Source organism: Geobacillus vulcani PSS1, from assembly GCF_000733845.1.
Classification (GTDB): Bacteria; Bacillota; Bacilli; order Bacillales; family Anoxybacillaceae; genus Geobacillus; species Geobacillus vulcani.
In genome coordinates this window covers 48,527-60,892 of record NZ_JPOI01000001.1, presented here as the reverse complement: position 1 = coordinate 60,892, position 12,366 = coordinate 48,527, and the positions used below count along the sequence as shown (strand labels likewise).

The window sequence follows — 12,366 nt, the reverse complement described above, 5'->3', positions numbered from 1 at the left end:
GGGGGATCATGATGCGGCGTGGGTGGCTATGGATCGGGGCGCTGCTGTTGCTGGGCGGGTGCGCCAGTTCGCGGCCGATTGACGAAATTCAAATTATCCAGCAAATGGGTTATGATTTCGAAAACGGCCGTTATACGGGGACAGCCGTGTACCCGACATTCAAACAAGGGCCGATGACGAAACCGAACGTATTGACGACGACATCGCCAACGATTTACGATCTCATCCCACGCCTGTCGTCGAAATCGGCGCTGCCGATTGAGGAGGGGCAACTGCGTCTCATTTTGTTCGGCAAGGAGTTTGCGAAGCGGGGAGTGACGCAGATTACGCACAGCCTCGCACGCAACAACAAGGTCGGAAGCCATTTGCTGCTTGGCGTTGCCGAAGACAGCGCCAAGGAGCTGTTGAAAATCACAGCGAAGACGACGCTCAGCGATACGCTGTATTTGCCGAACCTCGTCGAGCAAAATGAACAGTCGATGAACTTGCCGAAAACGAATTTGCATCTGTTTTTGTATCGCTATTTTTCCCCGGGGAGCGATCCGTTTTTGCCGTACTTTGAGAAAAAAGGCGATTTTGTGAAGCTCGAGGGGATCGCGTTGTTTCGCGACGACAAATATGTTGGGCATGTCAGCTTGCGCGATGCCTTTTTAATGAAAATTTTGCTCGGGGAAACGAAAAACGGCGTTTATCAGCTGAAGGTTGGGAATCGCGGAAAGCAAGGCGAGGATCGGGTCATGCTGCAAAACTTATGGGCGAAGCCGAAATATGAATGGAAACGTGACGGAAGCCGCCATCGCCTCGATGTGTCCGTTCATATTCATGCATCGGTGCGAGATTATCCGTCATGGCTCGACCCGGTAAAGGGGAAGCTGTTGGATAGCGTGAGAAAAAAAATGGAAAATGAATTGGAACACAATATGGAACGTTTATTCCGCTCTTTTCAAAAAAAGCGAATTGACCCGCTTGGCTTCGGCGACTTTGTCCGCAGTATCACAAGACATTGGGATCGGGCTGCGTTTTACCGCGAATATCCGGACTTGGACATCCGCCCCCATGTGACAGTCGACATCGTCCACACGGGCATTGGCGAATAAGACGGGGATCATGAGGAGGGAAGACCATGAAACAGCCGATTCCAGACCGATTTCTCATCTCCCCGTTTTTTGTTTTTTTCGTCGTCCACGCTGCGCAAATTGGGGTTGGGGCGCTCAGCTTCCAACGGCCGCTGATGAAAGCGGTCGGGCAGGACGCATGGATGGTGGTGCTTCTGACCGGGCTGGCCGCCCACTTGTTGATTTGGTTCATGTATCGCCTGCTTTCCCGCTCTCCTTTCGGCGGGGATATCGTCTTGCTTCATCAACATTATTTTGGCCGGTGGTTTGGCGGCCTATTGAGCTTAGGGGTGTTTCTTTACTATATGTTGGCGGCGCTGATGGTGCTGCAGTCGTACATCGAAATCATTAAAGTATGGGTGTTTCCGTTCATGGGAACATGGCAGTTCAGCCTGATTTTTTTGGCGCTCACCTATTACGCCGTCCTTGGCGGATTCCGCGTCGTGACAGGACTGTGTGTATGGGGGGTGGTCATTCCGCTGGCGACCATTTTCCCGATGGTGTTTTTCCCGTTGGAGTACGCGCAATATCGAAACTTGCTGCCGGTATTCGATCATTCATTTGGACAGCTCGCCAAAGCATCCAAAGAGATGACGCTGCAATATTTAGGATTTGAAATGCTGCTGATGTACTACCCATTTGTGAAAAACGCGCCGTCTTCGCAAAAATGGGCGCACGCGGCCAATGCTTTAACAACGTTCATTTACCTTGTGATCGTTTTGATTTCGATCGTGTTTTATAACAAAGAGCAAATTCAGCACGTGACATGGCCGACGTTGACGCTGGCGAAAATTCCGGAAGTGCCGTTTATCGAACGGATGGAATACATCGTCATCTCGATTTATGTGCTTGTCGTGTTTCCGATCATCACCCTCTCGGTTTGGGCGGCGACGCGGGTTGTGAAACAGCTGTTCGCCGTCCAGCAGCGCCGGTCGCTGCCTGTGCTTCTTGTCATTTTGTTTATCGGCACGCTCTTGCTTCAAGAGAAAGCGGACATCGAACGGATCAGCCAATGGACGGCCAAGCTCGGATTGTATCTTGTCGCCGTCTATGTTCCGCTTTTGTGCGTCAGCGTGTGGGTGGTGGAAAAGGTGAAAAAAACGCTACAACAAAAGCCGTAAATATGGTATAGTGAAAAAAGAAAACAGAAGAATACAATTCCGTACGTTTGTACGGGAGAGGTTTCTAGCAAAACCCTCTATAAAAAACTAGGGACGGCTGTATCCTAGGGGTATGGCCTTTTTGTTTTGGAAACCTCTTCTTCTGCTCATTCAGAAGGAGGTGGATGATGATGAAACGAAAGGAAGAAAAGGCGGTCGTCGTCTTTAGCGGCGGCCAAGACAGCACGACGTGTTTGTTTTGGGCGAAAAAGCAGTTTGGTGACGTGGAAGCGGTGACGTTTGACTACGGCCAGCGCCACCGCCTAGAAATAGAAGTGGCCTCGTCCATCGCCGCAGAACTTGGCGTCCGCCATACGGTGCTTGATTTGTCGCTTCTCGGGCAGTTGGCGCCGAACGCCTTGACGCGTCGCGACATCGCCATTGAACAAAAGGAAGGCGAGCTGCCGACGACGTTTGTGGACGGGCGCAATTTATTGTTTTTATCATTCGCTGCCGTGCTTGCCAAACAGCGGGGGGCGCGCCATATGGTGACAGGTGTGTGCGAAACCGATTTCAGCGGCTATCCGGACTGCCGCGATGTATTTATCAAATCATTGAACGTCACGCTGAATTTGGCGATGGATTATGAATTTGTCATTCATACGCCGCTCATGTGGCTGACGAAAGCGGAGACGTGGAAGCTTGCTGATGAGCTCGGGGCGCTCGAGTTCATTCGCACGAAGACGCTGACGTGCTACAACGGCGTCATCGCCGACGGCTGCGGCGAGTGCCCGGCGTGCGTGTTGCGCAAGCGCGGGTTGGAGGAATATTTGCGGGAAAAAGCGGAGGTGGAGGCGCGATGATGCATCAGCTCTATCCGCAGGTGACGCATCACTACCGCTATGAGTTGAACAAAGACATGCACATCGCCGCCGCCCATTTCATCCCGCATGAAGCGGCCGGGAGCTGCGCCAACGTGCACGGCCACACGTACATTGTCAATGTGACGATCGCCGGCGATGAGCTCGATGAGAGCGGTTTTTTAGTCAACTTCCAAACGGTAAAGAAGCTTGTCCACGGAAAATTGGACCATACGCTGCTCAACGACCATAGCGATTGGTTTGACAGTCATGACCCGAACCGGTTTCCGACATCGGAAGTGGTGGCGCGCACGATTTATGAAACGATTCAGCGCTATTTGGATACGCTGCCGCACAAGCCGAAATGTTTGCAAGTGTTTGTCCGCGAAACGCCGACGAGCTATGTCGTCTACCGGCCGAAAGCGGGGGAGCGGTAATGGCGCGCACGATTCCGGTGTTGGAGATTTTTGGTCCGACCATCCAAGGAGAGGGAATGGTGATCGGCCAAAAGACAATGTTCGTCCGCACCGCCGGCTGCGACTACCGCTGCCGCTGGTGCGATTCAGTGTTTACGTGGGATGGATCGGCCAAAGACGAGATCGAGCAGCTGACGGCAGACGACATTTGGCGGCGGCTTGAAGCCATTGGCGGCCGCCGCTTCCGCCACGTGACGATCTCCGGCGGCAACCCGCTGCTGATCGCCGCACTCGGTGAGCTCGTCGCGCTCCTTCATGAAAAAGGGGTGCGGGTGGCGGTCGAAACGCAAGGGAGCCGCTGGCAGGATTGGCTGCTTGACATTGACGACGTCACCCTTTCCCCGAAACCGCCAAGCTCGGGGATGGACACCGACTGGGCGGCGCTCGATCAAATCATCGGGCGGTTGCTGGCCGATCGAAGCCGGGCGCGGCGCGTCAGCTTGAAAGTCGTCGTGTTTGACGACGCCGATTTGGCGTATGCGAAAGAAGTGCACCGCCGCTACCCAGGCGTTCCATTTTACTTGCAGACCGGCAACGCCGATGTGGCCGCTTCCGAGGTGGCTGCACTCCGCGCGAAGCTTCTCAGCCGGTTGGAATGGCTCGTCGAGCAAGCCGCCGAGTCGGAGGAGCTGGCGGACGTCCACATCCTGCCCCAGCTGCACACGCTCCTTTGGGGAAACAAGCGCGGCGTGTAGAGCAGGGGCGGCGGCTCATTTTGCATAGATCAATCAGGGAGGAATGAAGGAATGGCGGGAAGAAAAGAGGAAGAATTGAAAGACTTGACGCTGCTTGGCAATCAAGGGACGACCTATTCGTTTACGTACAATCCGAATCTTCTTGAAGTGTTTGACAACAAACATCCTGACCGGGATTATTTCGTGAAGTTCAATTGTCCGGAGTTTACGACGTTGTGTCCCAAAACCGGACAACCGGACTTCGCGACGATTTACATCAGCTACATCCCGGACAAAAAATGCGTCGAAAGCAAGTCGCTGAAGCTGTATTTATTCAGCTTCCGCAATCATGGCGACTTTCACGAAGACTGCGTCAACATCATTATGAACGATTTGATCAAAGTCATGGAGCCGCGCTATATCGAAGTGTGGGGCAAATTCACCCCGCGCGGCGGCATTTCCATCGACCCGTATTGCAACTGGGGGCGCCCGGGGACGAAATACGAAAAAATGGCGGAATACCGGCTGCTCAATCATGACTTGTATCCAGAAAAAGTCGACAACCGCTGAAACCGTCAAAAAAAGAGGTAGTTTTTTCGCTCCAGCTCATATATAATGAACGATGAATGTTTGTGACCTTGGAGGTTTGGAAGTTGGAGCGAAGAACAGCCCTTTTGCTCGGAGCGAGCGGTTTGGTCGGCGGAGAGTTGCTGAAGCTGTTGTTGCAGTCGGATTTGTACCGCGGTGTGACGATTTTCGTCCGCACTCCGCTGCCGGTGGAACATGAAAAGTTGCAGCAAGTCGTCGTCGATTTTGTGCGGCTTGAATCGTACGAACGATATTTTTATGTGGACGATGTGTTTTGCTGCCTCGGGACGACGCGCAAAAAGGCGAAAACGAAGCAACAATTCATTCAAGTCGATTATGAATATACGCTGCGCGCTGCGGCGATGGCGGAAAAGTGCCGCGTGAAAAGCTTTTTGACCGTCTCTTCGGTCGGCGCTGACCCTTGTTCGCCGTTTTTCTACCAGCGAGTCAAAGGAGAGACGGAAGAAGCGCTGCAACGGCTTTCCATCCCATCGCTTCATATTTTTCGTCCGTCGCTGCTTGTCGGCAAGCGTCGCGAGTTCCGCCTCGGTGAAGCGTTAGCCGGATGGTTGTTAGGCCGTCTTCCGTTTTTGTTCGTCGGCAAATGGAAAAAGTACAAGCCGGTTGACGCCCATCAGCTTGCTTTGGCGATGTTTTACCGGGCGGCGTCAGCAACGAGCGGCGTCCATATCTATGAATGTGATGAACTCGCCCGCACTTCGTAAACAAAAAAGAGGCTCTTGGCAGCCTCTTTTTTATTCGACGATTTTATAGTTTTTATGATTGACAACCGTCCGTTCTTGCAAATCGAGTTCACGATAGTTTTCCATATACGTTAAATCCACGATGACTGAGTTTTCATTCACCTTCTCCACAATGCCGCGCAGCCCATTTTTAAACTCGATAATATCTCCGACTTTTGCTTTTTTGATCATCATCATTCTCCTTTAAACAAAATGATGGATGGCCGTTCAGGCGAACGGCCGTCGGAATCGAGGCCGACCTGATTCCCGAACCCGTCCCTTGGTCGGCGGGATGGGTGCCTTTTTATTAGTTTGCCCTATTTTTATGCGCAAGTAAAGAGAATTATTTCCTAAAGTTTTTTATTTTGGCGCTTTCCCATAAAAATGTACTTGATAGACGCTCATGATGCGCGAGCTAAAAATGATTTCCTTAAATGAACATTTCTATCATATTGTCCATGAAAAGCCAAGTGCACCTTTTGGGAATGAAGCGTTATTTTGAAAAAAGCAAGAAGCGTCAACGCCTCTTGCTTTCCATTTTTCCTATTTGGCGAACACATGGTTGCCGATGACGACGGTCACTTGACGTGAGCGCAGCCATTTGCTTTTCGCCGTTTTCGGATTGTAGAAATACAGCGAACCGTTTCCTAAACCGCGAAAAGCAAGTGCTTCTTCAACGGCGCGGTATGATTCACGGTCGGCCGGTTCGTTGATCGATCCGTTTGCGACCGGCGTGAATGCATAATGGCCGCCAGAGCGCTCATAAATGACATCGTGGATCGTATCCGGAAAATCCGGATGGTCGACGCGGTTCAGCACGACCGTTGCCACGGCCACTTTTCCGGCGTATGGCTCCCCTTTCGCCTCGGCATGAACGAGGCGGGCAAGCAAATCTTTTTCTGCCGCTGTGATGCCGGCATCAGGGATGACGAGTTTTTCGCCAGGGTACAATAGATCGCCTTTGCGATTCTTTTGTTTCAGTTGTTTCAGCGGCACACCGTATTGTTTCGCAATTTTCCAAAGCGTATCGCCGCGCTTGACGGTGTGGATCGTCGCCGCATCGGCATGGCCGGCAAGGAAAAATATGCCGCACAACATAGCCGTCGCCCATGCTTTTGCTTGTTTCATCGACATCCCTCCTTTTGCCTTGCAAACTCGCTACTAGCGTAGCAAGGATAGAAGGATGAGTCATTATCTAATTGATGGAAAAATGCTGTATGTGTTGAAATCACTAGAGTCGTAGAGGGGCTAGAAATTTTTTCATGCACAAAACATCCCAGCTTTCTGGGGCGAAAGCCGGGATAGGATGGAAGGAAAAACAGGAAGATCAACTTCACGGAGATTCAAGATAATGGTAGATCACGTGGCCGCCGCGCTGGGCGATGCCGCGAAACTGTTTGAAGTCGGGTTGCTTCACGAGCACCGCCCGGAAAATCGGAAAGTCCTCTTTTTTGACCAGCAATTCTGAAATCGTTCCATTTCGCAACTCCTCGATTTGCTTGGCTGCCAGTGCTTCATCCATCGCATGTCCCTCCAAGCGTTCATCCGGCATGATCATCGTTATTATCGTAGCACCGTCATCTGTATAGATGCAATTTGAAACTTTCACATTTGCGGCTTTTACTGAGCATTGGATCGACTGGCGAGCGAACGAACAACGCTGCTTTTAAACCCATGTATGGGTCTGTGAAGCGAGTGATTGTTCGATCTTTCAAGCCAAAGGATATGTTAAACGTTTTTGTTGCATCGATATATTAGGTTAAATACCTATATTTTAGCCGGGCAAACACCCTTTGCTTGTTTCGACATACAATATGGGTGGGTACGCGCCCCGAGAACATCAGCGAGAAAGGGAGAGGACCAATGAATCATTGGGATCCGTATATGAATGATCCGCTTCAAAGCAATTTGAGTTATGAAGCTGGGGCAGTGGACAATAACGTGCCACCGATGGCTCCGCTGCCAGCTGGAGTGATGCCGACCGGAGCGATGCCGATGGCGTATTATCCGCCTGCAGCGCCTTATGGCTATTGGTGTCCACCGGTTGCGCCGCCGGCGCCGCTTGTCAGTCCGGCTCACCTCGAAAGTCCCGACAGTCCGGACGGATTTGGCAGCCCGGACAGCTCCGATATGATGCCGCCGACGCCGCCGATCGGGTTAGGAGCCGTGCCGAATATGGCCCATGCTTCCGTTTGGCCGATGGGTGGGAAAGAAAACACGCCGCCGATGACGCATGATGACACCGCTATTCCGTATAGCATGACGGCTCCGTACGCAGAAAATGTTCCTCCGGCTGGCAGCACGGCTCCCGTTGCCGTTCCTGGCACGTTGCCTGGAATGGCCGATGGCGCCGCACATGGTTTCGTTCCCGGCGCACTTCCGTATGCGCCGCTGTACTATCCGCCGATGGCGCCGCAGCCGTATTCTCCGATGATGCCGTATGGCTATGGCTATCCTGTTGCGCCGCTGCCTCCATATTATGGCGGAGGAATCCCATATGCGTCTGGCTTTCCAACCTCGTATGGCCCCTATCGGTAAGATGCCAAAAAAGACCGCCGAATGGCGGTCTTTTCTATGGAAAAAAACGACAATGGTCTATGTGTCAAAGACTAGCCCACGATCCGGCGCTGTGGAAGTGAGGCGCTTCTTGTTCCACTGCGGTCTTTTCCAAATTTGGAACGGTTTCAAGCCCTTTGCGGGTCAGACGGCTGGAACGTTGGCGTTCGCGGCCGTCTCCTTTTTGCCGCGGACATGTTTTTTCACTGACACTGATGGTATAATAAGGAACAGAGTTTCTCTTGGGAACGAAAGTCTAGAAAACAAATCTATCAGGTTGAATGGAAAAAGGAAGGGGGAAGGGATTGTACATGAGTATGGAACAGAAAACAGCCATTGTCACGGGTGGGGCGAACGGGATCGGCAAGGCGATTGCTAGAGCATTTGCAAAACGGGGAGCGAACGTCGTGATCATCGACCGCGATGTCCAAAACGGTGAAGCGTTCGCCGCGCAATTGCAATCGGACGGGTTCAAGGCCATTTTTGTGGCGGCTGATGTGCGGAAGGTGGGCGATATTGAGCGGTTTGTACAAGAAGCTGCCGGCCGCTTCGGCCGCATTGACTATTTGATCAACAATGCCGGCGTCTCACGCTGGAAGTCGCCGTATGAGCTGACGGTTGAGGAGTGGGATGACGTGCTGTCAACGAATTTGCGCAGCGCTTTTTTTGCCTCCCGTGAAGCGGCGAAATATATGCGCCGCAATGCAAAAGGCGGAGCAATCATCAACATTGCCTCGACAAGGGCGCTCATGTCTGAGCCGAATTCCGAGGCGTACGCTGCATCAAAAGGCGGCCTTGTCGCTTTGACTCATGCGTTGGCGTTGTCCTTTGCGGATGATCGCATTCGTGTCAATTGCATCAGCCCCGGTTGGATTGAAACGGGCGATTACGGACAACTGCGAGACATTGATCACCGGCAGCACCCAGCCGGCCGCGTGGGCAAACCGGACGATATCGCCCGCGCTTGTCTGTATTTATGCGATGAGGAAAACGATTTTATCACCGGAGCAAATTTGGTCATCGACGGGGGAATGACAAGGAAAATGATTTATATTGAGTAGGGAGTGGGTGTTTGTTAAAATAAACAAAACGGAGACGGTTTCAACGGAAAAGGTGGGACGGAAAAATGAAAATCCGCAAAACGCCGGTGATGGACGGACAAGCTCCGGCTAACGTCTACATTTACGAAAATCGAAAAGAGGAATATATCGCGATCGCCATTCCGGCGCTTGAGTGGTCATTTTCGTTCGCCTATGAGGAAGAGGCGGAGGCGGTGGCTGAGCGGCTTGAGGCATCGCTAAAAAAGCGGCTTGACCATGAGCGCGCCGCTCTTTTGGCCGCGCGTCTGCTCGGCTGGGCGCGGGAAATGTAGCCTGGCGGACGGCCGCGGCCGCCGCGACTATGCATGTTAGGGGTTCGATGACATCGTGGTCAACAAAGCAAAAGTAATCGCAGTATATATCATAGGCAGCATTTTATGGATTGCCGCCACCGACACCCTGCTCAATATGATGTCGATCAGCCGCAATGTATATATGGCGCTTGGCGCCGCCAAAGGGGCCGTGTTTATTTTGCTCTCGGCCATTTTTTTGTACCAGCTGTTAAAAAAGCGCGAGCAGCTGGAAAAGACCGAGGAAAATGAACAGCAGCTGCTTACGCTCATCAATTCGATGCCAGATTTCGTTTGCTTTAAAGACAGCGAGGGGCGATGGCTGCGCGTCAACGATTTTGGCCGCCGGCTGTACCGCCTCGAACAGATCGATTATATCGGGAAGACGGACCGCGAGCTTGGCGAGCTTGTGCCGTTTTTTAAAGAAGCGTTTGCACAGTGCATTGCATCAGACCGCGAGGCGTGGGAGAGCGGAACGGTGACGCGCCGCGAGGAGTCGTTTGCGACGCCGGATGGGGAAGTGAAGACGTTTGACGTCATTAAAGTGCCGCTTTTTGACGAAAACGGAGCGCGCAAAGGATTGTTGACCATCGGCCGCGACATTACCCAGCAAAAGCTTGCCGAGGAGTTGCTCTTGAAAAAAGAAAAGCTCTCCGTCCTTGGCGAGCTGGCCGCCGGCATTGCCCATGAAATCCGCAATCCGCTCACCTCCATGAAAGGATTTATTCAGATGATGCAAGAAACGCGCGAAGTGAATGATCATTATATACGCATTATGTTAAGTGAACTCGGCCGCATCAACCAAATTGTCAGCGAGCTGCTGGTGCTCGCCAAGCCGCAAAGCCACGATTATCGGCTGTTTTTGTTGAGCGAGGCCATTTCGTATGTCATCAGCTTGATTGGCCATGAGGCGACGTTGAACAACGTTTCCATTTCCGTTCATAACACCGCTCCGAAAGCTTGCGTGTACGGCGATCAAAACCAAATTGTTCAAGTGTTGTTGAACGTTATGAAAAATGCCATCGAAGCGATGCCTGATGGCGGCTGTTTATCCGTCCACGTTGCTGAAGCAGACGGGAAGATCTATGTCGATGTTGCCGACACCGGCGTCGGCATTTCGAAAGAACGGCTGCAGAAAATCGGTGAACCGTTTTTCACCTTGAAAGAAAAAGGAATGGGGCTCGGACTGACGACAAGCATGAAAATCGTTCAAGAACATAAAGGAACGATGTGGATCGAAAGCGAAGTCGGGAAGGGAACGACAGTTCATTTGACGTTTCCGTCCGGTGGCGTCAAAGCCGCAAACGGACGGCAAAATGCGCTGTCATAACAACAGGCGTCCCCGCCAGAGCAAGGATGTCTGTTTTTGGGGCCAACGGCTCAATCAATGGCTGATAGGCAGCCGAGTTGCATGGTGGGCAGAGGCCGACGCTTTGCGGATCACCATAGGCCTTGTCGGTGCACAGCGCGTTTTGGTTCGTAAAATTGCTCTTTCAGTTGTTTAGGGTCGAAGCTGCCGATCGTGCAGGGAACGATTCCTGCTTCGCTTTGCTGGAAGTGGGAGACTTCTTTCGGAAATCCGTTAAAAATGAAACCTATTGCACATGATAAACGTAGTCTGGGGAGGGAGAATGAAAAAAGGATGTGATGGTGTGTTCATCGCCCAACTGGCAGTCATTTTGTTCGCCGCCAAACTTGCCGGTGATGCCGCTGTGCGCCTTGGTCAGCCCGCCGTGCTCGGCAAGCTGCTCATCGGCATTGTGCTTGGCCCGAGCGTGCTCGGTGTGATCGAGGATACGGATCTTTTGCAGGAGTTAAGTCAAATCGGCGTTATTTTGCTCATGTTTATCGCCGGCCTGGAGACGGATATGGATCAGTTTCGGCGCACCGGAAAAGCCGCTGTGGCGGTCGGAGTGCTCGGCATTCTCGTTCCACTGCTCGCCGGGTATGCGGCTGGAACAGCGCTCGGTATGGAGATCGGGGCAGCCTTGTTCGTCGGCCTCTTGCTATCGGCAACGAGCGTCAGCATTTCCGTGCAGGCGCTCAAGGAGATGGGGCGTCTGCAGTCGAAGGAAGGGTCGGCCATTCTTGGCGCGGCGGTCATCGACGACGTGTTGGTTGTCATTGCTTTGGCGTTTTTATTAAGCCTGACCGGCGGCGACGTTGACCTTGGAGCGGTTGTGCTGAAAAAAGTCATCTTCTTTGCTGTTGCCATTTTGCTTGCCTGGAAAGCCATCCCGCTCGTATTAAAGTGGTTTGCCCCGCTGCGTGTGACGGAAACGGTTGTGTCGGCTGGCTTGATCATTTGCTTTACATTTGCTTACTTCGCTGAAGTGACGGGAGTGGCGGCGATCATCGGCGCCTATATGGCCGGGCTTGGCGCCAGTTTTACGGACTATCGGGAAGAAGTATTTGAGAAAGTGGAAACGATCGCCTATTCTTTGTTTGTCCCTGTCTTTTTTACCTCCATCGGGGTTGCGGCCGACTTTTCCGGCATCGTCGAACATTGGCCGCTCATTGTCGGCTGGAGTGCGCTCGCGATTTTGACAAAGCTTGTCGGTGCCGCGCTGGGGGCAAAATGGGCCGGATTTTCGTGGGGAAGCTCGCTGGCGGTCGGGGCTGGCATGGTGTCGCGCGGCGAGGTGGCGCTCATCATCGCCGGCATCGGCTTGGAAGCCGGCCTGCTTGATACGGACATGTTTGCGGTCATGATCATCGTCGTATTAGTGACGACCGTCGTGACTCCGCCGCTGTTGAAGATGATTTTCGGCCGTCTTCACCCGGTGCGCCAGACTATATAACCAACAGCTCGGCGCTGCACCGCGGGAAACTGTCTAACTTGTTATTGGCCGTTAGGCGGAGGT

Annotated in this window: 15 protein-coding genes; 12 read left to right on the top strand and 3 right to left on the bottom strand. The window is 52.6% G+C overall.

The window, feature by feature from the left end; translation table 11 throughout:
- Positions 1 to 11 precede the first annotated feature (11 nt).
- From N685_RS0100325 to N685_RS0100295, 7 genes are all read left to right on the top strand, one after another.
- Positions 12 to 1,097, top strand: coding sequence for a Ger(x)C family spore germination protein (locus N685_RS0100325; protein ID WP_031404830.1), 1,086 nt, complete (start codon positions 12 to 14; stop codon positions 1,095 to 1,097).
- 26 nt (positions 1,098 to 1,123) lie between these two features.
- A complete protein-coding gene (locus N685_RS0100320) occupies positions 1,124 to 2,236 on the top strand; it encodes a GerAB/ArcD/ProY family transporter (RefSeq protein WP_031404829.1) in 1,113 nt (370 codons plus the stop codon).
- A 170-nt stretch (positions 2,237 to 2,406) separates the two neighbouring features.
- Positions 2,407 to 3,078, top strand: a complete 672-nt coding sequence (queC, locus tag N685_RS0100315; RefSeq protein WP_031404827.1) for a 7-cyano-7-deazaguanine synthase QueC — start codon at positions 2,407 to 2,409, stop codon at positions 3,076 to 3,078.
- Positions 3,075 to 3,512: a 6-carboxytetrahydropterin synthase QueD gene (gene queD, locus N685_RS0100310; RefSeq protein WP_031404825.1), complete on the top strand. Its 438-nt coding sequence runs from the start codon at positions 3,075 to 3,077 to the stop codon at positions 3,510 to 3,512. The genes queC and queD overlap by 4 nt, the downstream gene beginning before the upstream one ends.
- The gene (gene queE / locus N685_RS0100305) at positions 3,512 to 4,246 is read left to right on the top strand and encodes a 7-carboxy-7-deazaguanine synthase QueE (RefSeq protein ID WP_031404824.1); all 735 of its coding nucleotides are present in this window, start codon (positions 3,512 to 3,514) and stop codon (positions 4,244 to 4,246) included. The genes queD and queE overlap by 1 nt, the downstream gene beginning before the upstream one ends.
- 51 nt (positions 4,247 to 4,297) lie before the next feature.
- On the top strand, positions 4,298 to 4,795 hold the full coding sequence (gene queF / locus N685_RS0100300; protein ID WP_011230479.1) for a preQ(1) synthase: 498 nt from the start codon (positions 4,298 to 4,300) through the stop codon (positions 4,793 to 4,795).
- 56 nt (positions 4,796 to 4,851) lie between these two features.
- Positions 4,852 to 5,538 carry an NAD(P)H-binding protein gene (locus tag N685_RS0100295; RefSeq protein WP_031404821.1) on the top strand — a complete coding sequence of 229 codons (687 nt, stop codon included), beginning with the start codon at positions 4,852 to 4,854 and terminating at the stop codon, positions 5,536 to 5,538.
- A 30-nt stretch (positions 5,539 to 5,568) separates the two neighbouring features.
- Here N685_RS0100295 and N685_RS0100290 read toward each other — a convergent pair whose 3' ends face one another.
- From N685_RS0100290 to N685_RS0100280, 3 genes are all read right to left on the bottom strand, one after another.
- A complete protein-coding gene (locus tag N685_RS0100290) occupies positions 5,569 to 5,748 on the bottom strand; it encodes a YkvS family protein (RefSeq protein ID WP_013523278.1) in 180 nt (59 codons plus the stop codon).
- A gap of 351 nt (positions 5,749 to 6,099) precedes the next feature.
- Entirely contained in the window at positions 6,100 to 6,684 is a 585-nt protein-coding gene (locus tag N685_RS0100285; RefSeq protein WP_031404817.1) for a cell wall hydrolase, read from the bottom strand.
- Positions 6,685 to 6,889: 205 nt separating this feature from the next.
- Entirely contained in the window at positions 6,890 to 7,078 is a 189-nt protein-coding gene (locus N685_RS0100280; protein ID WP_031404815.1) for a hypothetical protein, read from the bottom strand.
- A 341-nt stretch (positions 7,079 to 7,419) separates the two neighbouring features.
- Between N685_RS0100280 and N685_RS0100275 the strand changes: the two genes are divergently transcribed.
- The 5 genes from N685_RS0100275 (at position 7,420) to N685_RS0100255 (ending at position 12,303) form a co-directional block, all read left to right on the top strand.
- Complete coding sequence (locus tag N685_RS0100275) at positions 7,420 to 8,094, top strand: hypothetical protein (protein WP_031404813.1); 675 nt, start codon at positions 7,420 to 7,422, stop codon at positions 8,092 to 8,094.
- A gap of 329 nt (positions 8,095 to 8,423) precedes the next feature.
- Positions 8,424 to 9,173: an SDR family NAD(P)-dependent oxidoreductase gene (locus N685_RS0100270; protein WP_031404811.1), complete on the top strand. Its 750-nt coding sequence runs from the start codon at positions 8,424 to 8,426 to the stop codon at positions 9,171 to 9,173.
- Positions 9,174 to 9,238: 65 nt separating this feature from the next.
- Positions 9,239 to 9,484: a YueH family protein gene (locus N685_RS0100265; protein ID WP_031404809.1), complete on the top strand. Its 246-nt coding sequence runs from the start codon at positions 9,239 to 9,241 to the stop codon at positions 9,482 to 9,484.
- A 55-nt stretch (positions 9,485 to 9,539) separates the two neighbouring features.
- Positions 9,540 to 10,832 carry an ATP-binding protein gene (locus tag N685_RS0100260; RefSeq protein WP_031404807.1) on the top strand — a complete coding sequence of 431 codons (1,293 nt, stop codon included), beginning with the start codon at positions 9,540 to 9,542 and terminating at the stop codon, positions 10,830 to 10,832.
- A gap of 301 nt (positions 10,833 to 11,133) precedes the next feature.
- Positions 11,134 to 12,303 carry a cation:proton antiporter gene (locus N685_RS0100255; protein ID WP_084177452.1) on the top strand — a complete coding sequence of 390 codons (1,170 nt, stop codon included), beginning with the start codon at positions 11,134 to 11,136 and terminating at the stop codon, positions 12,301 to 12,303.
- The last annotated feature ends 63 nt before the right edge of the window (positions 12,304 to 12,366 follow it).

Excerpts from the sequence above, each read along its gene's own strand:
- N685_RS0100265 (WP_031404809.1), top strand. The coding sequence starts at position 9,239 with ATGAAAATCCGCAAAACGCCGGTGATGGACGGACAAGCTCCGGCTAAC.
- N685_RS0100295 (WP_031404821.1), top strand. The coding sequence starts at position 4,852 with ATGTTTGTGACCTTGGAGGTTTGGAAGTTGGAGCGAAGAACAGCCCTT.
- N685_RS0100290 (WP_013523278.1), bottom strand. The coding sequence starts at position 5,748 with ATGATCAAAAAAGCAAAAGTCGGAGATATTATCGAGTTTAAAAATGGG.
- queC (WP_031404827.1), top strand. The coding sequence starts at position 2,407 with ATGAAACGAAAGGAAGAAAAGGCGGTCGTCGTCTTTAGCGGCGGCCAA.
- queD (WP_031404825.1), top strand. The coding sequence starts at position 3,075 with ATGATGCATCAGCTCTATCCGCAGGTGACGCATCACTACCGCTATGAG.
- queE (WP_031404824.1), top strand. The coding sequence starts at position 3,512 with ATGGCGCGCACGATTCCGGTGTTGGAGATTTTTGGTCCGACCATCCAA.
- N685_RS0100270 (WP_031404811.1), top strand. The coding sequence starts at position 8,424 with ATGAGTATGGAACAGAAAACAGCCATTGTCACGGGTGGGGCGAACGGG.
- N685_RS0100280 (WP_031404815.1), bottom strand. The coding sequence starts at position 7,078 with ATGGATGAAGCACTGGCAGCCAAGCAAATCGAGGAGTTGCGAAATGGA.
- N685_RS0100285 (WP_031404817.1), bottom strand. The coding sequence starts at position 6,684 with ATGAAACAAGCAAAAGCATGGGCGACGGCTATGTTGTGCGGCATATTT.
- N685_RS0100325 (WP_031404830.1), top strand. The coding sequence starts at position 12 with ATGCGGCGTGGGTGGCTATGGATCGGGGCGCTGCTGTTGCTGGGCGGG.
- N685_RS0100275 (WP_031404813.1), top strand. The coding sequence starts at position 7,420 with ATGAATCATTGGGATCCGTATATGAATGATCCGCTTCAAAGCAATTTG.
- N685_RS0100320 (WP_031404829.1), top strand. The coding sequence starts at position 1,124 with ATGAAACAGCCGATTCCAGACCGATTTCTCATCTCCCCGTTTTTTGTT.
- N685_RS0100255 (WP_084177452.1), top strand. The coding sequence starts at position 11,134 with ATGAAAAAAGGATGTGATGGTGTGTTCATCGCCCAACTGGCAGTCATT.
- queF (WP_011230479.1), top strand. The coding sequence starts at position 4,298 with ATGGCGGGAAGAAAAGAGGAAGAATTGAAAGACTTGACGCTGCTTGGC.